The sequence below is a fragment of the Flammeovirga pectinis genome (assembly GCF_003970675.1).
Taxonomy (GTDB): domain Bacteria; phylum Bacteroidota; class Bacteroidia; order Cytophagales; family Flammeovirgaceae; genus Flammeovirga; species Flammeovirga pectinis.
Window position 1 is genome coordinate 535933 of sequence record NZ_CP034563.1, and the last position, 21928, is coordinate 557860.

At 30.7% G+C, this 21928-nt stretch carries 16 protein-coding genes; 14 read left to right on the forward strand and 2 right to left on the reverse strand.

Annotated elements, in window-relative coordinates:
- The first annotated feature begins 321 nt into the window (after positions 1 to 321).
- A complete protein-coding gene (locus EI427_RS22455) occupies positions 322 to 1797 on the forward strand; it encodes a caspase family protein (RefSeq protein WP_126619252.1) in 1476 nt (491 codons plus the stop codon).
- A 506-nt stretch (positions 1798 to 2303) separates the two neighbouring features.
- Positions 2304 to 5951, forward strand: coding sequence for a leucine-rich repeat protein (locus EI427_RS22460; protein ID WP_126619254.1), 3648 nt, complete (start codon positions 2304 to 2306; stop codon positions 5949 to 5951).
- Positions 5952 to 6186: 235 nt separating this feature from the next.
- Here EI427_RS22460 and EI427_RS22465 read toward each other — a convergent pair whose 3' ends face one another.
- Positions 6187 to 6756 (reverse strand): outer membrane protein, encoded by a 570-nt coding sequence (locus tag EI427_RS22465; protein ID WP_126619256.1) that lies wholly within the window; start codon positions 6754 to 6756, stop codon positions 6187 to 6189.
- Between the two features lie 306 nt (positions 6757 to 7062).
- Between EI427_RS22465 and EI427_RS22470 the strand changes: the two genes are divergently transcribed.
- The 12 genes from EI427_RS22470 (at position 7063) to EI427_RS22525 (ending at position 19517) form a co-directional block, all read left to right on the forward strand.
- Positions 7063 to 8031, forward strand: coding sequence for a helix-turn-helix domain-containing protein (locus EI427_RS22470; RefSeq protein ID WP_126619258.1), 969 nt, complete (start codon positions 7063 to 7065; stop codon positions 8029 to 8031).
- A 300-nt stretch (positions 8032 to 8331) separates the two neighbouring features.
- Complete coding sequence (locus EI427_RS22475) at positions 8332 to 8856, forward strand: hypothetical protein (protein ID WP_126619260.1); 525 nt, start codon at positions 8332 to 8334, stop codon at positions 8854 to 8856.
- Between the two features lie 30 nt (positions 8857 to 8886).
- Entirely contained in the window at positions 8887 to 9564 is a 678-nt protein-coding gene (locus tag EI427_RS22480) for a DUF4382 domain-containing protein (RefSeq protein ID WP_126619262.1), read from the forward strand.
- 210 nt (positions 9565 to 9774) lie between these two features.
- Positions 9775 to 10317 carry a hypothetical protein gene (locus tag EI427_RS22485; RefSeq protein ID WP_126619264.1) on the forward strand — a complete coding sequence of 181 codons (543 nt, stop codon included), beginning with the start codon at positions 9775 to 9777 and terminating at the stop codon, positions 10315 to 10317.
- A 421-nt stretch (positions 10318 to 10738) separates the two neighbouring features.
- Complete coding sequence (locus EI427_RS22490; protein WP_126619266.1) at positions 10739 to 11350, forward strand: MarC family protein; 612 nt, start codon at positions 10739 to 10741, stop codon at positions 11348 to 11350.
- A gap of 11 nt (positions 11351 to 11361) precedes the next feature.
- Positions 11362 to 11607: a hypothetical protein gene (locus tag EI427_RS22495; RefSeq protein WP_126619268.1), complete on the forward strand. Its 246-nt coding sequence runs from the start codon at positions 11362 to 11364 to the stop codon at positions 11605 to 11607.
- A 224-nt stretch (positions 11608 to 11831) separates the two neighbouring features.
- Positions 11832 to 13184 (forward strand): DUF1254 domain-containing protein, encoded by a 1353-nt coding sequence (locus EI427_RS22500; protein ID WP_170178583.1) that lies wholly within the window; start codon positions 11832 to 11834, stop codon positions 13182 to 13184.
- A gap of 125 nt (positions 13185 to 13309) precedes the next feature.
- A complete protein-coding gene (locus tag EI427_RS22505; RefSeq protein WP_126619272.1) occupies positions 13310 to 14287 on the forward strand; it encodes a helix-turn-helix domain-containing protein in 978 nt (325 codons plus the stop codon).
- Positions 14288 to 14687: 400 nt separating this feature from the next.
- Positions 14688 to 15038 carry a hypothetical protein gene (locus EI427_RS22510; protein ID WP_126619274.1) on the forward strand — a complete coding sequence of 117 codons (351 nt, stop codon included), beginning with the start codon at positions 14688 to 14690 and terminating at the stop codon, positions 15036 to 15038.
- 74 nt (positions 15039 to 15112) lie between these two features.
- Positions 15113 to 15379 (forward strand): hypothetical protein, encoded by a 267-nt coding sequence (locus tag EI427_RS22515; protein ID WP_126619276.1) that lies wholly within the window; start codon positions 15113 to 15115, stop codon positions 15377 to 15379.
- Positions 15380 to 15684: 305 nt separating this feature from the next.
- Positions 15685 to 18561, forward strand: a complete 2877-nt coding sequence (locus EI427_RS22520; protein ID WP_126619277.1) for a starch-binding protein — start codon at positions 15685 to 15687, stop codon at positions 18559 to 18561.
- 164 nt (positions 18562 to 18725) lie between these two features.
- On the forward strand, positions 18726 to 19517 hold the full coding sequence (locus EI427_RS22525; protein WP_126619279.1) for a hypothetical protein: 792 nt from the start codon (positions 18726 to 18728) through the stop codon (positions 19515 to 19517).
- Between the two features lie 104 nt (positions 19518 to 19621).
- Here EI427_RS22525 and EI427_RS22530 read toward each other — a convergent pair whose 3' ends face one another.
- Positions 19622 to 21874 carry a glycoside hydrolase family 31 protein gene (locus EI427_RS22530; RefSeq protein ID WP_126619281.1) on the reverse strand — a complete coding sequence of 751 codons (2253 nt, stop codon included), beginning with the start codon at positions 21872 to 21874 and terminating at the stop codon, positions 19622 to 19624.
- Between the last annotated feature and the right edge of the window lie 54 nt (positions 21875 to 21928).

Below are 21928 nucleotides of genomic sequence, written 5' to 3' on the forward strand. Positions count from 1 at the left end.
CATTTTTATTTTATAACATAACTAAGTCTCTTCACATCTATTATATTTTCATTTAGTTTGACATGAAACAAAAATTCAATTAAAGCAGTTTATATAATCAGAAGTTAGATGAATGCGCTTAGTAGATAAGTGATAAAAAAATTGAGAGAGTTAAGTTCATGAAAAACCTCGTTGGTGTTGCCGACGAGGTTTTTTTGTATTTCAAAATTAATTACATGAGTAGTAATCAATTATTAATTTTTTTTAATCAAAAAGTAAGCATTTAGGCGAAATAGCCTTTATATTTAAAAAATAAGCTTTTTAGACTCAACATACGCTACTATGAAATACTTCTACTTAATACTATTATGTTTAATTACATCTATACATTTATTTGGGCAAACTGACTATAAGGTATATTCTGCTGTTCCAACATATGCAAAATCAATCTACTTTTCAGATGAATTTGAAGACAATACCAATGAATGGACAATCGTTCCCTATCTTTCTGATGATGTTCGTGAAAGTAAAATAAAAAAAGGGGAATACCGTCTAACCTCTTATGATAAAGACGAACTTGTTGTAGAAGTAATGTCTGGTTTTGGCTATACTGACCTCAATGATTTTGAAATTGAGGTAGCAATAAAACATAACGATTTTCAACGTTCTCATGCCAACGGATTAATTTGGGGAATGTCTCCTGATACAAATAATGCGTATGGAATTGCTTTTAATGCAGATGGAGAATACCATATTCAAGAATTATTTGATGGACAAGAGAACGACCTAGTACCTTGGACGTACAACGCAGCCATCTTAAAAGATGATTTTAATAAACTAACCGTTCGTAAAATAGAAGAATGGTATTACTTGTTTATTAATGAGCAATTTGTTTATATGTTTCCTTTCGAAGAACTAGAATTAGAAGATGATGTGACTGGCTTTTTTGCAGAAGGGACGTCGATTGCCATAGATTATATTAAGATAACAGAAGTAGTTACTGATAAGATAAGAACTGCTCCTCCAACACCTACTAGGGTTGCTACACAGCCTACAAATAATACAAGAGCATTAGTTAGGACTGAAACAACTACTGCTGCTGTTCATACAAATGGAGAATATTACGCATTAATAATTGGCGTACAAGATTATACAGATAATAGTGTTGCAGACCTTCGATTCCCGATAAGAGATGCAACTCGTTTCCACGATATACTTGTACGTAAATACGGCTTTACTGATAATCATATTATCTTTTTAAAGAACCCTACAAGATCTGAGGTATTTAAGGCATTTAATACATTAAGAACCAATGTTAAATCTACAGACAATTTACTCATATTTTATGCTGGACATGGTTATTACGACCAAAAAGTAAATGAAGGATATTGGCTACCCTCTGATGCTGTGGAAGGAGACGACTCTGGTTGGATTGCAAATTCTAGTTTAAGTACAAAATTAAAAGGAATAGATAGTAAACACACTTTATTAATTTCTGATGCCTGTTTTGGAGGAAGTATTTTTAAACCTTCTCGTTCAGCATTTGCGAACGCAGAAAAATCGATAACTACATATTATGAGAAGAAATCTAGAAAAGGCATGACGAGTGGTACTTTAAAAACAGTACCCGATGAGAGTGTTTTTGCAAAGTATTTAATGAAAACATTAGAAGAGAACACTAAACAATATTTATCTTCCTCTTCATTATTTCATAGCTTTAATGAAGCCGTAGCTAATAACAGTTTAAATGCTCCACAATATGGTGTGTTATTTGGTGTTGGAGATGAAGGAGGACAGTTTATTTTTATACAGAAATAGATCGATTTAACTCATTTAATAATCATATTTACATCTATTAAAATAATATTTTGTTTGAATTGAAACAAAAAATCAACTAAAGCAGTTTATATAATCAGAAGTTAGATGAATGCGCTTAGTAGATAAGTGATAAAAAAATTGAGAGAGTTAAGTTCATGAAAAACCTCGTTGGTGTTGCCGACGAGGTTTTTTTGTATTCTAATAGATTATATTCAATTGAGATTATTGCTATAAATTAGAATATGATATCTGTAAAAAATGGAAAATTAAATTTATTGCAATTTTTAAAAATTGTTAACTAACTGTTTTTGTTTAATTAATTCTTACTTATCAATTTTGAACGTAACTAAACTTTTTTTAGAAAAAATAAAAGTGTAATCCTGATATTTATTTTTTTTATAAAGTGTAAAATGATACTCTTCAATAGGTGTATGGAACTTTAGCGAAAGTAAATCTAATATAAAAACTCTCTTTAAATCTAACGATAAAACTAATTATATATAAATATGAAAAAAAATCTTTTTTACATTTTCGTTTTTTTATTAAACTCTTTATCTTCTTATTCACAAGGTCATCTACTTACAGAGTTAGATGTGAAAATTGTTGATGGACAAATAATAAATTATCTAAGTAGTTATAACAATATTATTATTCCCCCTTTTTTAGATGGACAAACGGTTACAAGTATTGGTGAAAGTGCATTTTCTCATAATTCATTAACAACCGTAAGTTTGCCAAATACAGTTACAAGTATTGGTGAAAATGCATTTTCTAATAATTTATTAACAACCGTAATTTTGCCAAATACAGTTACAAGTATTGGTAAAAATGCATTTTCTCATAATTCATTAACAACCGTAAGTTTCCCAAATTCTATTGAATCAATAGGTGCTTTTGCATTTCGATTCAACTTATTGACATCAGTAAATATTCCTAGTTCGGTTATTATTATTGGAGAATATGCTTTTTCCGATAATCAATTAATTTCATTTTCACTGCCCTCTCCAGTTGTCGAAGGAGCATGGAATGTAAGTGCTTCAGGAGAAGAAGTGACAGATTTAACAATTCAATATGTGTATAATTATAGCTCCCCCCATGTCATTACTTTTTCGGAGGTAGAATTAAAAAATGGAGTAATAACAGCTTATTTTGGTCCATCTGGTAAGGTTAAAATTCCGGAAATAATTAATGGAGAAACTATAATTGAAATTGGTAAAGGAGCATTTTCTCATAAAATATTAACATCCGTAGAGTTCCCAAATTCAATTACTACTATAGGCGAAAATTCATTTTCTCATAATTTATTAACAGCCATAAGTTTCCCAAGTTCAATTACTACTATAGGCGAAAATGCATTTGTAAGTAATAAATTATCATCAGTAGATATTCCAAATTCTATTAATTCAATTGGTGCATTTGCATTTTCCAATAATAAATTAACGTCACTAGATATCTCAAGCCTTGTAACCATCATAGAAGAAGGTACTTTTTCTTATAATAAATTAACATCTTTAGAACTGCCAAATTCAATAATTACAATAGAGGCATCTGCTTTTTCACAGAATAAACTATCATCAATAGAACTTCCCAATTCTGTTACAACCATTGGAGATGGTGCTTTTAGTGCTAATAAACTAACATCAGTTGTACTTCCTAGTTCACTTAAATCATTAGGAGCAGCAGCATTTTTTTTAAATCAATTAGAGTCAATAGAACTACCAAGTTCACTTACTACAATAGGAGATTATTCATTTTCGAATAATTCATTAACATCTGTAGAGTTCCCGATGTTACTAACCACAATAGGGAAGCAAGCTTTTTCTAGTAATCAATTAGAGTCAATAGAACTACCAAGTTCGCTTACTATTATAGGAGATAATGCTTTCACAAGTAATTTATTAAAATCCATTGCTTTTCCAAGCTCACTTAAATCAATAGGACAACAAGCTTTTTCTCATAATTTATTAACATCAATAGTACTCCCAAATTCAGTTATGATTATTGGAAAATATGCGTTTTACCATAATCAAATTCAATCATTTTCACTTCCAGTTCCAGTTATTGATGGAGTATGGAATTTAGGAGTAAGTGGAGAAGAAGTTACGGATTTTGAAGTTACATATGTATTTAACTCAGGTAATCGATTAATTTCATCATCTGAAATATTATTTGAAGATGGAATAATTAAAGACTATTATGGACCAGGAGGTATAATAGAGATACCAACTTTAATTGATAATGAAGTCGTTGTTGCTATTGGAGATTATGCATTTTCTGATAATGTATTAACATCAGTAGTACTCCCAAATTCATTAACAACTATAGGTAAAGGTTCTTTTTCTGGTAATTTGTTATCATCGGTAAATATTCCAAGTTCAGTTATAATGATAGGAGATTATGCATTTGCGGGAAATTCATTAATATCAGTAGTACTTCCAGATTTACTAACAACTCTTGGCGAAGGTATTTTTTCTAGTAATTTGTTATCATCGGTAAATATTCCAAGTTCAGTTTCAATGATAGGAGATTATGTATTTTCTGATAATTTATTAACGTCAGTGGTACTTCCAAATTCAGTAACTAGCATAGCAGAAGGAGCTTTCTATGGAAATAGGTTGACATCCGTAAAACTCCCAAATTCAATTAAATCAATAGGAGCAAGAGCATTTTCTTTTAATTTATTGAAATCTATAGAACTCCCAAGTTCGATTATTAATATAGGTGCTTTTGCTTTTTGGGATAATTTGTTATTATCTATAGAAATTCCAAATTCAGTAACTAGCATAGCAGAAGGAACTTTTTATGGAAATAGGTTGACATCCGTAAAACTCCCAAATTCAATTACTTCGATAGGAGCAAGAGCATTTTCTTATAATGGATTAGGGTCATTTTTTTTACCTCATGTAATGAATGAAGATTCTATTTTCACAATTGATGGATGGACATCTTCTAACGGGATAGAGTATAATAATGGTGACGAAATATTTAGCTTAGAAGATAGTTATAATATTAATGTCAAATCTTACAATGGAGCTTTGGTGAGTATTTTATTTAAAAATACTACAGGCAATTTAATAATAAAAGGAGATATAGATACTACTTATAACACTATTGATAATGTGAATTTTATTGCTTTAAAAGGTTCAAATCTAGAATTAACCGCTAATGTATCTCAAATTGATAATGGTTATGAGTTATTCCCTTCAGTAGTAAATATTGATAACCTTCAAGACAATATACAGCAAGTTTTTAAGGTAGTACCTATTAATTATAGAATTGTATATCATAATGTAGAATATAGTGAGGGTATAAGTAATTATACAATAGAAAGTGCATCTTTTGATTTGTCGGTTCCTCCACTTGTGGAAGGTTATACTTTTGAAGGTTGGTATTCAGAAGCTGATTTTATCAATAAGATTACAGAAATTTCATCGGGATCAACTGGTGATATTACGTTGTATGCTAAATTAATTCCGGTTTCATATTCAATAAATTATGAATTAGAAGGAGGTTTACATCATAATATTTTAAGCTACACTATACTAACAAGTACATTAAGTTTATTAGAAGCAACAAAAGAAGGTTATACTTTTGAAGGTTGGTATTCAGAAGCTGATTTTATCAATAAGATTACAGAAATTTCATCGGGATCAACTGGTGATATTACGTTGTATGCTAAATTAATTCCAGTTTCATATTCAATAAATTATGAATTAAAGGGAGGTTTACATCAGAATGTTTTAAGTTACACTATTCTAACAAGTACATTAAGTTTATTAGAAGCAACAAAAGAAGGTTATACTTTTGAAGGTTGGTATTCAGAAGCTGACTTTATCAATAAGATTACAGAAATCCCAAAAGGTTCAATTGGTGATATTACGTTGTATGCTAAGTGGAGTTTAAACGAAATTACATCATTATTTTCTAGTGAAGGAGAAATATTAATTTATCCAAACCCCGTGCTTTCATCATACTTTCAGTTAAAGTCGACTATTCAAATTATAAAAGTATCCATTTTCGATTTAAATGGTAAAATCCTAAAAACATTTAGACCTGAAAAAATATTTGATATAAAAGAGTTACCAGTTGGAGTTTATCTAATTGATATACATACTGTTAAAGGGGTAATTCACAAGAAAATTATTAAACAATAGGCCTTATAAATAGGGGTTGATTTTTGTCAATTACATAGAATACATATCAAAAAAATTGAGAGAGTTAAGTTCATGAAAAACCTCGTTGGTGTTGCCGGCGAGGTTTTTTTGTATATCCAGAAATAAAGAGTAGAAAAGTAGTACTACAAATTTTAAGGACAAAAAAATAGGAGCCATTCCTTAGTGTTTTACTAAGAAATGACTCCTATTTCTGTTTAATTACTTCTGAGTAAGATTAATTTTTACCTTTGTCTTTTCCTCCACCTAGAATTATAGCAGTACCTAAACTAAGTGTAGAAATATTATTATTATCACTTAGGTTAAGAGATTCCCATTCTAAACGGAATTGTAACCTTTGTGCTACTTCAACACCTACACCCACTGCCCACATAAAATCTGTACTTTTATCAACACCAACTAAAGAAGCAACTTCACCTGTGTTATCATATTGTCCAAAGAAAGCACCCGCTTTAGCAAATCCAAAGAAAGGACCGATATGTATTGTACCTTTTAAAGCAACATCCCAACCAGTAATATTTGTTTCCATTAGGCTACCGTTAGTCATAGATTGAGCACTACCCACACTTCTATAACCACCTTCAACGCCTAAAAACTTGTTACCAAGACCACCATATACTTTCCAGCTACCTGTATTATCATTTACTTTAAAATCTTGACCACTAATGTTACCTATACTATGGTTAATAAATGAATTACCACCACTTGCACCAACATAAAACTGTGCGTTAGATTCGAAAGAAATTAATAACAATGCACCGAATATAAACAATAAACTTTTTTTCATGATAATTTTAATTTTGTGTTTTTAAATAACTTCTATCATCTAAACGCTTGTATTTGAGTAGTTTTTAGATAGATTTTGGTCATTTTTTTATAAAAATTGATTTTGAGACCTAAAAAGGTATCGAATATGTGATATTGTTACCTTTAGTAGGAATATGTTATTTTTTAACTAGAATATATAAATTTTGGATTTAAGAGATCACGTTTTAAAAGCTATACCTATTAATACAAGTAGGTGCAAAATTAGAAAAATCACTACTTGTATTTGTTTATTTCTCTTATTTAAACAATCCAAATTATTATTATTATGAATAAATTTAAGTTCGAATCATCACTAGCATATTGGGAAGAGTTATTAAATGGAAAAAGAATTGGAGACACAATTCAATTTAATAATGAAAAAGGAAAAGGGAAACTAGAAGGTTTCAGATTATCTGAGGATATAGAAATGTTCCGTCTTGATATGGAGTTGAAACAAGAACTTCACATTAATAATAAACAAGAGAACGTAAACTTTATTCCAATCTTTTTTGGTGAGTCTGTAGATCAAACATTAACTATGGATGAGAAAGAAGAAAAGGTAAAAGAATTTAATAACAGTTCAATAGGTGCTTTTTGTACAAATGTAAACAAGTCTTTGCAATGGAAATTCCCAGTAAAGAAAAATTTAAAATTTGTTACACTAAAAGTGAGTAAGGATTTATTCTATAATTTAGTAGATAAATCAGACAAATTAGAAAAGGTATTAAGTAAAGAACAAATATTCTTTGAGTTCGAGGAGTTTGACCCAAAGATGAGAGACTTCTTTAATAAAATACATAGTATTTCAGGGACAGATACTTTTGATTTAGATTTTATGGAAAATTATGCAAATAACCTTTTGCTATTATTCCTTAAGAATATTTTAAATAGAGAGGAGATAACAGAAACTAGAAAATACCCTTATAATGTAGAGCCCGTTTTTAAAGCACAAAATATTTTAGAAAATACATTAGATAGACCAGTTAGTATTGATAACCTTGCAGAAGATTGTGGTATAAGTGAAAGTAGATTACGATTCTTATTTAAACACGTTTTTGGAACAACAATCCATAATTACCATCAAGATTTAAGGTTAAATAAATCTCGTTCCTTATTAAGAAAAGGTGGTAAAACTATGTCTATGATTGCAATGGATTTAGGGTTTTCTAGTTCAAGCCACTTTTCTATGGTATTTAAAAAGCAATTTAATATAACACCTAAGCAATTTAAGAATGAACAGTACCAAATGGCATAAAAATAAAATTTATTAAGTGATATATACAAAGGCATCTTAACGTAAAGTTTTGATGTCTTTTTTTTGTTTTATAAAATTGATAATCAATTAGTTGTGTAATAATTCTTGAGAAGCGTATTTTATCATTTTATGATCAAAAGTTTATAATCTGTACCTCTAAAATCTAGTTTATATAAGTGTACTAAGAAATTAAAAAGAATAAAATAATCTAAGTACAACAGTTTTCATTTCGATGGAAATAAATATAAAAAATAGAAAACAAAATAATTTTATTATAACATTTAAAAATTAATCAGAATCATGAAAAAACAAATATTACTAATCGTCTCAATGTGCTTTTTATTCCATTTTTCAAATGCAGAAGGAGACCCAAGAACATCAACAGATTCATTCGTCTCAACAGATAAATCATATTTATTCCAAACGCCTCAAAATACTATTGATGGCTCTAAAACTCCAAAAGGAAAAATGGAATTAGGTATTAGATTCTGGGATGAAATTGGTATCGATTTTACTTATAACCTTGCAAAAAACAGAATTCATGCAACAGGTACATTTGATAATAATTTTAGAATTAATGTGTATTATGATTGGATTTTCAATGTTTCTTCTGCTCCTGGTTTAGCTTTATATGTAGGTGCGGGTGCAGCAGTTAAGTTTACAGAATATGCTCCTTTTGGTTTAGGTGCAAACTTAGGTATACAATATTCTTTTGCTAAAGCTCCTATTGCTATTGGTTTTGACTGGAGACCAACATGGTACTTGGCAAGCAATTCTTATTATGTAGGAAATGACTTTGCTTTAATGGTAAGATATAAATTCTAAATAAACATAATTAATTAAAGTAATTCAAAAATGAAAAATTTTCTAGTAGCGGTAATGTCAACGGCAGTTTTGGCCACATCTTGTAGTCAAACAAATGATTCTGATAGCAATTATAACCCTTCTACAACAACAGATCTTTCTGTACAAGCAACAGGTTTAAATACAACTACTTCTACTTTTGGAGCTGGAAATGGTTTAGAAGGAATTGATTCTGTAGTTGTTGGTATAACTTCTTTTAATATGAGTATTAACGGGGATACCGTTACTTTCGAGAAATCTGGGAATGATGGAGCAATAGATCTTTTAAGTTTTACTTCTACCGATACTCTTATCTGGACGAACGAAGAGATTCCATCAGGAGATGTTGGAGATATTGCAATTCTAAATTTAGATAAAAATTACGATAATAATTATGTAATTGAGTCTGGTGGAAATAAAGCAGATTTACATTTATCGCATACAGCATTACAATTTAAATTAGTTTCTGATGAAGACGATATTGATGAAGGTGATAAATATGTAATTAAGCTAAATATGGCAAATAGCTTACGATTAGTAAGTAAAGGAAATGGTTCTTATAATTTACAACAAGGTACTGCGGGTATCGAAAAAATGGGAACAATGGTTCTTGTAGAAACAGTAGATAATGATTTAGACATGGATGATGATGACCATGATTCTGATGATGAAAATGATGATAATGATTAATGTTTAATATAGTAAAAAATAGTTAAGTGTATTACACCTTCTTGCTTATAGCAGGGAGGTGTTTTTGTTTAAGTGATTGATATATAGGTTTTTATAATAAAATATTACGATGTAGCCATATTGTGACATTTTATTATTGAGATATATAAATTTTGATGACTATGGTCACGTTTATTAAAGAGTAGTTTAAGAAAATTAAATAATAATAGAATGAAAAAAGGAAGTAGTATTTTAATTGTTTTAATGCTAAGTATCAAAGCATCATTTAGTTTTGGCCAGAATGCAGAAGCTGTAAGGTATAATGAGGTGAATGATTCAGATTTCATTATTAGTGAGTTAGTAGACCATGTTTATAATGAAGACCCAAATTTATATATAGGTAAAATAGTTGCAATTGACTATGAATCTGTTGAAGAAGAATTGTACAATCTGTATAATGAAGAAGCTATTGAAACGTTAAGTATCTTAGAATATTTTAAAGTGGACGTTATTACAGAAAATGGCTATGAAGAAAGATATTATGATAAAGAAGGGACTCTATATTTAGTGGTGTCAGATTTTAATAAGAGTTATTTACCTTATGAAATCATTAACCAGATTGATATTAAATATTTAGCCTGGGACATGAAAGTTTTAGAAATAAGCAGTCCTGATAATAGTGATAGAAAAATTTTCAAAGTGTACTTACATCAGGAAAATGAAGAACAAATATTATTCTTTGAGTACAGTGGTGGAATGTTTACTAGAGTTTAATAATCTAAAATTAATATAACAACCTAAAAAAGTAGGTGATCATTCTACCCAAGTCACCTTCAAGATAAATTAAAATTACTATTTGTTTATTATGTATTATAGAATGTTATTCAGTCTCCAAAGAAATAAGTACCGCTCTTATTTTAGCATAATAATAAAGGTATTAATTCTTGTTGTTACGATCTGCTAAAAAAGAACTCAAAGAACCCACTCTCTTCATATTAATTAAAATAGTACATAGTCTCTCTTCTAAATTATTAAAGTATATATAATATTGTTAGTAGTAATAATGTTTGTGTTAAGTCAAAATAATAGAAAGAGTAAAGAAGCAATAAAAACTAATGTGTAGCCAAGGCAATACTTGGTGCCATCAGTTGCTTCTCCTTTCAAAGTTATTAGAAAAAATAATAAAAAATTAAGAATGTTACATCTTATATTTACTAAATTCATCATGTTTTTTACTGTAATTGATCCAATAGGTACGATACCAGTATTTATTGCAATTACAGCAAAAAGTAGTACCGCTAAAAAGCTTGTTATTGCTAAAAAAGCGGCCCTTACAGCAGCAGGTGTACTACTGTTTTTTACAATTGCTGGCGAAATAATCTTAAATGTAATCAATATCCCTTTATCAAATTTTCAGATTGCAGGTGGAATTGTATTATTTCTTTTTGCACTCACCATGATCTTTGGTGAAAGTAAACCAGAAGAAGAGATTTCTCATATAGATAACCAAGAAGATAAGGCAGTATTTCCGTTGGCTATTCCATCTTTGGCAAGTCCGGGTGCAATTTTAGCAGTTATGCTACTAACAGAAAAAAATAAATATAGTTTTCAGGAGCAACTTGTTACTGTAGTAGTAATGTTATCAGTAGTGGCAATTGCAGGATTATTGATGGTTTTCTCTACCAAAATATTTAAGTATATAGGGAATAGCGGAGCTGCAATTATCAGTAGAGTTATGGGTTTAATATTATCTGCTGTAGCTGTTCATAATGTGTTAGAAGGATTAACAGAATATCTCACAAAATAGATCCAAATTCAATGGAATTTCAATATAATCAACTACTAGTTTTAATGATGCTTCTCTGTATTGCACTTGTTGTTCAAGAAATGATTAAGAAGTATTCAATCTATTTAAATAAGAAAAAGAATTTATTAGAACATCAAACATATTATTTAAACAGTACATTGTCATTGCTTAATATGGTTGGAATTGTATCAACAGTTATCTATTTATTAAAGATAGAAGTCTTTAATTTTGAAATACCTATAATTACACTTTTCTAATAAAAATAAATAATAAGTAAGGTTAGCAATCCAGCATTTAGATATGCTGAATTGCTAACCTTTTTTTTGATAAACACATTTTTATACTTTTCATCCAAATTATACAAATATGTTCCCTTTAAAAAATCGTTTAATTCTAAGGATGTAAATCAAATAAGAGAGAAAGAGAGATGTCAGTTAGAGTGAATTTAAAGAGTAAATTATTTATTAGTAGTACATTAATAATGGCGTGTATTGGTTTGAACGCCTTTAAAGAATTTTCGGTATCTGATAGTGAAATAGCACGTAGAAAAGAAATTATTACTAAGGCTTATAATTATGGGTTCCCATTAGTATTAATGGAATATTCTAAGAAAGCTATGCTTACTAAAACACAAACTAAGGCTAATGAATTTAACCATGTGTCTACTTTTCCAGATTGGAAATTTAGAGATGTAGTGAGACCAAATCTAGACACTTATTATTCTAATGCGTGGTTAGATTTGAGTAATGGCCCAGTTGTAGTAACAGTTCCAGCAACAAAAAGGTATTATTTAATACCAGCATTAGATGCTTATACAAATGTATTTTCTTCTGTTGGAACAAGAACAACGGGAACAAAAGCACAAAAATTTGTATACACAGGACCAAACTGGTCTGGTAAAGTACCAAAGGGTATGCAACAAATAAAATGCCCCACAAATATGGTTTGGTTACTTGGGAGAATTGAAGTTCATAACCAAAAAGATGGCGAAACTATAGTAGCAGATATCCAAGATGAAATTTATATTAAACCTTTAAAATGTCATCGTAAAGTAACCTATAGAAGTAATTCTTTTTCTTCTGAAATATATACTGCTAAAGAGCCTCCAATAGACTATGTAAAGAATTTAAGTATTGAAGAGTTTTTTACCAAGATGTCTTATTTAATGAAAATTAACCCTCCTGCAAAATCGGATTCTGTATTTATTGAGGAGTTAAAAGAAATTGATTTTGAGATTGGAGATGGTTTTTCTTTGGGAATGTTTTCTGATGAAGAAAAAGAAATTTATAGTAATATTCCAGAAGAAGTACAAGCAAAATGGGACGAAAACTCATATGGTGAACAAACAAAATCATGGAATTTTTACAAGGAGAATATTGGAAATTATGGTATTAATTATGAGCATAGAGCTTATATCTCTGCTATTGGTTTAGGGGCAAATTTACCAGAAGACGCTGTTTATCCAATGACTACAGTAGACAAGAATTTAGAAGATTTAAACGGTGAGTATAATTATGTAATACATTTTGCAAAAGAAGAAATACCATCTGTAAATGGTTTTTGGTCACTAACTTGTTACAATAACAACGATTTCTTGGTTCATAATGAATTGAATAGGTATGCTATTGGTGATCGTTGTAATTTAAAATTTAATAAAGATGGTTCCCTAGATATCTATTTACAAGCACAAAAACCCTCAAATTATACGTCAATTAATTGGTTGCCGATTCCAGAAGATGCTACATTTTCTTTAGTATTACGTATGTATTGGCCTAAGAAAGAAGTTTTCAAGTCAAATTATCAATTACCTTGTGTAAAAAAAATCAGTAATTAGAATAATGATATTGTCTGAGACTCTAAATTGGGTGTTTTTTAAAAGAATATTATAATTTATATAATATTCTTTTTCATTTTATATCGAAGATTCTCTTTTATCAAACTCTTGTTTTATTTTTAATTATGAAAAGAACAGATTTTGATATTTCATTACAAGCTTGGGCTGATATATTTAAAGCTAAAGTAGTAAACAATAGAGTAGATTTTGATAATGCTATAGGTGTTGGGAGTATTGATGGATATAAATGTACAGAGCAATTGGAAGTTTTTAGGTTCCAATTTAAATTACACGAAGTATTAGAAATAGAACGCCAAAAAAAGGATGAAGAATATGAATTTATACCTGTTTTCTTTGGAGACCCAGCTGATGATAGCGTTATAATTGATGGAGATGATGAAGATTTTAATGAGAGGAAATATTCATATAATTCTAAAGGAGCCTTTTGTTCTAACACTTTAGGGATAGCAAATTGGAAGTACCCCAAAAATAAAGAATTGAAAGTAATATCAATTCGATTGAGAATAGATTATTTTAAATATTTTATCAGTCAATCTGAGAACCTTCAAAAAGTTTTTAACCCAAAAGAGATTTTTTTGATTTTTGAGGAATTTGATCCTCGTATGAGAGAGTTATTTACACAAATTTTTGAATTACGTAGAGATGAAATTTTTGAGAATGAACACATGGGAGTATATGCCCAAAATATGATACTTACCTATTTTAAGAATATCTCTAAAAGAAAAGAATTACTAGAAAATAATAAATATCCCTTTAATATTGAACCTATTTTTAAAGCAAGGTCCATTTTACAAACTATCTTAAATAAGCCTGTAAGTATAGATTATCTTACTGTAGAATGTGGTTTATCTGAAAGTAGGTTACGTTTTTTATTCAAGAAAATTTTTGGAGCAACAATTCATCAATATCATCAAGATGTTAGATTAGATAAATCAAGAATGTTATTAAGGGAGGGCAAAAAAACAATGTCTATGATTGCTATCGATTTAGGCTTTTCTAGCTCAAGCCACTTTACATTAGCTTTTAAAAAGAAATATAGCATTACACCAAAAGATTTTAAGAAAGAACAAATGCTTTACTAGTAGTCTGTTGTTGTAGTTTTCTTAAAAAAAAATCAATATAAAAAAAAGATGTCCCAAATTATTAGGACATCTTTATCATCATCATACACTTTAACAAAACAAATAAGTTAGTTTCCGGATTACACTTTTAACTATTTGAAATTGCAAATTGTAATCGTTCTATTTATCACAACTTACAACTATATAAACGTTTTATTCTTAGTGTGTTTTAGATAAAAATATACATTTTTATATCAAAAAATGTTTTTCATATTCCTTCATTATTCTCATTAAATTAGAAAAATCATATTATATAATTTTCTAACTAATTTATGATAATCCTACAGCCTTAATTAAGGTTTAATTATGTATAAGCAATTAATAAATTGATTAGAATAATAATTATAAAGGAATAAAGAATATGGTTGATACTAATGATAAATGTTATGCGTGGGCAATAGAAACAACGGGTTACGAACCTGTATATTATGAAGAATTTATTTCTATTCAGACCCAAGAAGTAGAAGAGTCTTCTATTGTAGAAAATATCCTTTTAGGTGGAATTGGTGGTGCAATATTAGGAGTAATTTTACAAGCTCCAATTACTGGAACAATAGCAGGAATGATACTCGGAGGCTTCAATCTTTTAGAGAAAAAAGAAGTTGATATTGATACATTAATAGAGCAAAAAAAAGACGAGTATTCTCAAGAGGAACAGTTTCAATACAAGAAATTCCACCATGCATATAATGCGTGTAGATATTGTAACTAATCTAAAACATATAAAAATTAGTGTAACGTTTTTCAAAAATGAAAAAATATTTATTCCTATTCATTTCAAGTTTTATGGCTCATTTTGCTCAGGCATCTGATGATCCTAAAATAGAAATTGAAGGAGATTCAACAATGATTGCTTATCAAGATAATCAAATAAGTACTCTAGATTCATTGCATTATCATTATTTAAATGATGTGATGTTTAGTACATCATTAACCGATCCTAAAAATATAAAAAAGCCGCAAGATAGTAATGACAACAGTAATGAAATAGATATTATTTACTCTGTGTCTTCAGTGGTTTCTTATTTGGTCTTAAAACCGATGTTAGATTAAAAATATTTAAAAGTTGGAAATAATATGATATAGAAATTGCGATATAAAAATAAAAATTAAGTTCTTTTATTAACCTCTTCAGTTGTACTGTAGAGGTTTTTAATTTTTAAATAAATTATATTTAATAAGCTGATTATAAGATGAATAAATAGTATCAATTTATGTAGTGGTACGTGTTTGTATACTATGTTTACCAATTAATTCTTTAATGGTACGCAAAACACTTAATCATTTCATAACATTGTATAACAGAAAGCGCTTTTTAAACCTACTCTACTTTTTTATACTATTTATATTTAACTGAAATGAAGAAACAATTACTACAATTAACTACATGGATTTCGCTATTACTTATAATCGCCAGCTATAACGTAGAAGCACAAGAATCAGGAAGAGGAGACGTATTATTACAAGGTTTCCGTTGGGAAGCTGCAGATGCAGCAAAGAAAGATTGGTGGACAAAATTGAATGGACAAGTTGGAGATATTAAAGGTGCAGGCTTTGATGCCATTTGGTTACCGCCTCCATCAGATGCTGGCGATAGAGCTGGTTATCTTCCAAGAAAATGGTACGATTTAAATTCTAATTATGGTACCGAAGCAGAATTAAGAGCTTTAATTTCTAATCTAGATAATAATAATGTTCAAGCAATTGCCGACATCGTTATTAACCACAGGGTTGGTACAGTTGGTTGGGCAGGATTTACAGAGCCATCTTTAGGTGGTTGTAATTCTATTTGCTCCGACGATGAAGTAAATTGGTCAGAAAATAGTACAGAACAAGGTGCAGCATGTGGAGATGCCGATTCGGGTACTCAATATGAAGCAGCAAGAGATCTAAACCACAACTCAGAGACAGTAAGAACTGAGATTATTAAATGGATGCAGTGGTTAAAAAATGATGTTGGTTTTGATGGATGGAGATACGATTTTGTACACGGTTTTAATGCCTATTATTTCAGTGTTTACAATAACGCAACAGATCCTTATTTATCAATTGGTGAGCAATGGAAACCTTACAACGAAATTGTTTCTTGGTTAGACGGTACTCAAAATACTTCTTCAGCATTCGATTTTCCTTTAAAATATACTTTAAGTGATGCCGTACAAGGTAACTATAATTACTTAAATGGTGTTCCTTCTATTACAGGATCAAGAGGTAACCAATCGATTACTTTCTTAGAAAACCACGATACTGAGCCAGTAAGATCAGAATATGGAAATAACTCATTTCCTAACTACACTGCCGATAACGGTCAGTTATTACAAGGGTATGCTTATATCTTAACGCATCCTGGTATTCCAGTTGTATTTTACTCTCACTTTTTTGACTACGGTATTAAAGATGCAATTTCTGAATTAATTGCAGTTAGAAAAGACAACGGCATTACAAACACATCTTATATTGATGTTCAAGGTCAAGATGATAACAGCTATTACGCTGCAATTATAGACGGAAAAGTAGCCATGAAAATTGGTGGAGGTAACTGGTCGCCTTCTGGAGGAGATTGGAATCTTAGAACATACGGAAACGGTTATGCAGTTTGGGACAAAGGTGTTGTGGTAACAGTACCAGAATTAACTATTGATACACCAAACGGTAATCATGCAGATGGTTGTGCAACATTAGAAATGTCTGCAACTGCAGGTACAATATATTATACTTTAGACGGTTCAACACCAACTACATCTAGTGCAGTATATACTAGTAGTGTAGAAGTTTGTGGCTCGTTAGGAGAAACTAAAACAGTTAATGCAATTGCAATTAACGAAAATGGATCATCTGCTGTTCAGTCTGTAACATTTACATACGAAGAAGCTCCATCAATGACCGTTTATTTTAAACCGTCTTGCGGAGATCCAACTATATATTTCTGGGGTGTTGTTGGCGGATCAGCAACTACAACATGGCCAGGAGAGTCTATGCAACCTTCTGCTAAATACGATGGATATTATGAATATACATTAGAAGGAAGCTGTACTAATCTTATTTTGTTGTGTGGTAATAGTAAAATTACAGATGATGAAATGAATATTTGTGGAGATGTTTGGTACGATAACGGTTGGGTTTCAGAACCAATTGTGGAAGATGATACGCAAGCCCCAACTCTGGGTATTACACCAAATGGAGGAGAACATCAAGGGAGTGTGTCGGTTACTTTAACAGCAACTGATAACGCCGATGACCAACCCGTTATTTACTACTCTACAGATGGTTCTACACCATCAATTCAAGCCTCATCATCTGTTTCTTTTACTTTATTAGAAGATGCAACAGTTCGTGCTTTTTCAGTAGATGCTTCTGGAAATCAGTCGACAGAAATTACTAAAAACTTTACTGTTGTACCTGTAGAAGGTGGTTTTACAGTAAGAGTACAAGGTTTAAATTTAATACATCACTGGGGAGCATCTCCAGTCGGTAGCTTAACAAGTTCTGCTTGGCCAGGTGTTCAAATGAGTCAGGAGAATGGATGGTATGTATTCCAATTTCCATCTACAGTAGTATCATCAAACCTACTTTTCCATGATAACAATGGTAATAAAACAGCAGATTTATCAAGAGATAAAGATGGATGGTATAAAGATGGTGTTTGGTATGATCAAGAGCCAGTAGCGGCATCAGGATTAACAATTCACTACAAATCTTCTTGGGGTAGTAGTACAAAAATGCATTATTGGGGAGCATCAGATGGGTCTTCAAGTGCATGGCCAGGAGTAACAATGAGTAGCGAAGGTAACGGGTGGTATACCTATACTTTAGAAGGTGTAACCTCTACAAATTTATTATTCCATAATGGTAGTGGAGCACAAACAGGAGATTTATCAAGAGCATCGGAAGGATGGTACAAAGATGGAGTATGGTACAATCAAAACCCTGAAGGGTCGTCTGCAAGAACAAGTGCGAATGATTTAGGGTTAAATTCTCTAGAAGCAGAATTATCTGTATTCCCAACACTGATCACAAATAGCTTTAGCATCAAATTCTCTTTAGAAAATGAAGGCAATGTAGATGTGAGATTATTTTCTGTAAACGGAGGTGAGGTTATGCTTCCAGTGCAGAAAGTATTGTCTGCAGGAAATCATAAGCTAGATATTGCTCCAATGGATTTAAAATCAGGAGTATATGTAGTTAAAGTGCAAGTTGCGGGTCAAAACTATATTAGAAAAGTTATCAAGCAGTAAATAGTAGTAAGAATTGATATTTGAATAGAAACGGCTTCAATAGTTTTATTGGAGTCGTTTTTTTTACCCATAAACATCATAAATTTAAATTTGTTAACGTAAAACTTCTGTCAACTTATATAAGCTAATTGTTCTGATAGTATATAAAACTAAAATGAACAATTATGATTAAGAACTTAATTTTACTATTCTCTTTATTATCTATCATCTCTTGTAAAAATGATACAACAGAAGAGATCGTTCCTGAGCTAAAAGAAGAAACCAAAATCGAAACAAAAAAAGCAGAAACTGACGCTGAATCAGAAAAGGAAGAAAAAGTAGCAACTCCTTTGACCTCTAAATTCAATAACAAAGAATACTTAATTTCTAGTTATTCATTTAATAAAGCTAACGTTAAATTAACTTTTAACTACGATAAGAATAACCTTGTAATTGGAGGAGAATTTAAAGATGCAACGTATACCGTAGATTACACAAATGGAAAAGTTTCTAAGATTGATATTTTAAACGGGGCAAAAATTGACATTACGTATAACGGTAATACAATTACGCAAGAAGTGACCAATACTAATTTTTATAACGACAAAATTGTATACACTTTAAATACAGATGGTAAGGTTATTAAAATCAAAAACTCAACGGGACTTATTGATTTAGAATTTGACTATGATGCTAATGGTAATGTCAAAAAATCTTTAGAAGTTGATACGGGTAAGGAGTGGGAACATAATTTTTCTGATCAAATTGATAGCCCATATGTTCCTGTAAGAGAGGTTATGAGGTATCTTCAGTTGTTAATGGGTAAAGATCTTCATCAATCTATAGAGACGGAATCTACAAATAGATTAGCGAAATGGTATGGTTGGGATTATATTTATACTGAATCAGATTTATCATTTACGCAAGAACTAAAAGGACAAACGTCACTTACTAAAGTAGCGTTTAAAAAGCTGTAATTTCTATTTTATAGCACAAGTATTTTATGCTCAAAAAATCCCTATTATAACATAATGTTGTAACAGGGATTTTTTTTGTTTCTTGAAAATAGGGCTATTATTATCTATAAATCTTCTGCATTAATTACAATAATCAGTTGCTTAGTGGTGTCTACCTTTTTACTTTTAATGGTGTTACATTTTAAAGTATCATTATAAACTACTTTTGCTTTTTTTCCATTTATAGTTGCAGATTTTGCTTTCTTAGCTCCCATAAATTCAACCTGGTATGTACGGTTTTTTAGTTGATTTGCAAAGTTACCTTCTTCTGGAGTTATCGTTATTTTATGCGTATTATCTTTTCTTTTATAAGTTAAATTGGTTACGGTATACTCTCCTTTTTTGTAATTGATACTTGTTCCGTCATCTTCATATAGTTTGAAACTACTTTCTTGATTTTGTAATCCAGGGTAGCATTTTACACGAAGATTCTGAATAGAAGAAGTCGTCATTCTAGGCGTGTAATCTTGCATTGGTATGGGTAGGCCACCTTTAATAAACAAAGGAAAGGCATTGATGTCTGCAGAAGAAGTGATTACTTGATCGCCCTCAAATTTTTCTTGATTAAAGAAATGATACCACACACCTTCTGGTAACCAGACATCTTGAGAAGCTATTTTATTGTCACCCTTACCTGCAGAAGTGATCGGAGCAGAAATAAATGCATCACCCCATAAATATTGATTCTCGTGTAGGTAGGCTTCTTCTGTTTCTGGATATTCTAAATACATTCCTCTTAATACAGGTAGTGTCTCAGTATGTGCTTGCCAAACAGTAGAATAAATGTAGGGCATTAATTCTGAGCGTAAATGATAAATAATCTGCATACTTTTTTCTGCAGTTTCACCCCATAACCAAGGGCGTCTATCTAAGTTTTCATCATAAACAGAATGAATTCTCAACGATGTGTTTGTTAAACCAAATTGCGTCCATCTAGTATACAATTCCCATGCTTTATCTTTTGGCTCTCCAAAGAAACCTCCAATATCATGTGCCCAAAAGAAACAACCAGCATTGCCACTATTTACGGTAAAAGGAACCTGAAATTTTAACGACTCCCAACTGCCTACATAATCTCCAGAAAATTGAATAGGGTAGCGGTGGCTTCCAAAACCAGACCATCTGCTGTAGTTCATTCCACGTTTATTGTCTTTCTTAGAATTAAGAAAATAAAGGTGGTTTAACCATTCTAAATGTGTTAAACCATTTATGCCTCTAACATACGGGTACAAGTAATCTTGTTGCCAATCTAACCACCAAAAGTCAACACCTAAGGCTTCGTTAGGAGCTAGAGCATAATTAAAAAAAGCATTCATGTACGTAGAATCACTTGCATCAAATAAAGGTGTTGGGTCTGTAGGTTTTTTAGAAAGGCTTTCCATAAATTGAGCATAAGTAGCTTCATGGTTTCTTATGCCGTCATGAGGGTGATCGTTTAAACTAATATGCAAGTGTTCTTTTTTCATCTCACTTAATAAAGCTTGTGGGTTAGGAATTAGTTCTTTATTCCAAGTGTACCCTGTCCAACCTCTATTACCTGCATGCCCAGTACCTTCTTTTGCTTCTTTTTGTGTATGCCAACCCATATCAAAAACCATCACATCTAAAGGGAAATCATGTTCTTTGTACTCTTGAATTAATGCTCTGTATTCATCAGCAGTATAATCCCACCATCTGCAATACCAAGCACCTAATGCATATTTTTGAGGCATCGGAACTTCTCCACTAATGGCTGTTAGTGCTTTAAGTGCTGCTTTATAATCTGTATCATAAGCAAAAAAGTACCTGTCCATAATACTATTTTTACTACGGTTTTCAATCCAGTTGTCTTTTAAAATTGGTTTATAATCGTCTTTAATAATAAACCAACCCTCTCTACTTAAAAGGCCGTTATCAACTTCAATTTCTCCATTCATGCCATCAAGAGTAGGTACTGTACCACCCAAGTTTGAGGCTTTATCATTCTCCTGATAAATCATGAATCGCTTTTCTTCATTTCCTTTCTTATAGAAAATCTTAAAATTGGTCTGTCCAAATGGAAACCCATCAGTATAATATTCTACCCTCATTCTTGAAGTTGAAATATGCACCCATCCATCGTCTTTTTTAATGACCTCAAAATCTGAAGTTCTTGCCGTTCTGTTGGCCGCAAAAAGAGTTGGATCGTCTACAAAATCTTGGTCTACCGCATACTCTAAACGAATTAGTTCTGGGGTGATAACAGTAAATCTTGCATTGCCTAAAACTATGGGGTTAGTTTGTGCAAATAGGGTTAAGTTAATGATCAATAGACCAATTAAAGAGCTAATAAATTTCATGTTTTTTAGGTTGTTTATTAAAAATTAGAGTAGTTTTTGATCAATGAAATTGCT

What these genes read in the sequence shown, in the direction of transcription:
- EI427_RS22455 (WP_126619252.1), top strand. Translation starts at nt 322, where the DNA reads ATGAAATACTTCTACTTAATACTATTATGTTTAATTACATCTATACAT.
- EI427_RS22460 (WP_126619254.1), top strand. Translation starts at nt 2,304, where the DNA reads ATGAAAAAAAATCTTTTTTACATTTTCGTTTTTTTATTAAACTCTTTA.
- EI427_RS22465 (WP_126619256.1), bottom strand. Translation starts at nt 6,756, where the DNA reads ATGAAAAAAAGTTTATTGTTTATATTCGGTGCATTGTTATTAATTTCT.
- EI427_RS22470 (WP_126619258.1), top strand. Translation starts at nt 7,063, where the DNA reads ATGAATAAATTTAAGTTCGAATCATCACTAGCATATTGGGAAGAGTTA.
- EI427_RS22475 (WP_126619260.1), top strand. Translation starts at nt 8,332, where the DNA reads ATGAAAAAACAAATATTACTAATCGTCTCAATGTGCTTTTTATTCCAT.
- EI427_RS22480 (WP_126619262.1), top strand. Translation starts at nt 8,887, where the DNA reads ATGAAAAATTTTCTAGTAGCGGTAATGTCAACGGCAGTTTTGGCCACA.
- EI427_RS22485 (WP_126619264.1), top strand. Translation starts at nt 9,775, where the DNA reads ATGAAAAAAGGAAGTAGTATTTTAATTGTTTTAATGCTAAGTATCAAA.
- EI427_RS22490 (WP_126619266.1), top strand. Translation starts at nt 10,739, where the DNA reads ATGTTACATCTTATATTTACTAAATTCATCATGTTTTTTACTGTAATT.
- EI427_RS22495 (WP_126619268.1), top strand. Translation starts at nt 11,362, where the DNA reads ATGGAATTTCAATATAATCAACTACTAGTTTTAATGATGCTTCTCTGT.
- EI427_RS22500 (WP_170178583.1), top strand. Translation starts at nt 11,832, where the DNA reads ATGGCGTGTATTGGTTTGAACGCCTTTAAAGAATTTTCGGTATCTGAT.
- EI427_RS22505 (WP_126619272.1), top strand. Translation starts at nt 13,310, where the DNA reads ATGAAAAGAACAGATTTTGATATTTCATTACAAGCTTGGGCTGATATA.
- EI427_RS22510 (WP_126619274.1), top strand. Translation starts at nt 14,688, where the DNA reads ATGGTTGATACTAATGATAAATGTTATGCGTGGGCAATAGAAACAACG.
- EI427_RS22515 (WP_126619276.1), top strand. Translation starts at nt 15,113, where the DNA reads ATGGCTCATTTTGCTCAGGCATCTGATGATCCTAAAATAGAAATTGAA.
- EI427_RS22520 (WP_126619277.1), top strand. Translation starts at nt 15,685, where the DNA reads ATGAAGAAACAATTACTACAATTAACTACATGGATTTCGCTATTACTT.
- EI427_RS22525 (WP_126619279.1), top strand. Translation starts at nt 18,726, where the DNA reads ATGATTAAGAACTTAATTTTACTATTCTCTTTATTATCTATCATCTCT.
- EI427_RS22530 (WP_126619281.1), bottom strand. Translation starts at nt 21,874, where the DNA reads ATGAAATTTATTAGCTCTTTAATTGGTCTATTGATCATTAACTTAACC.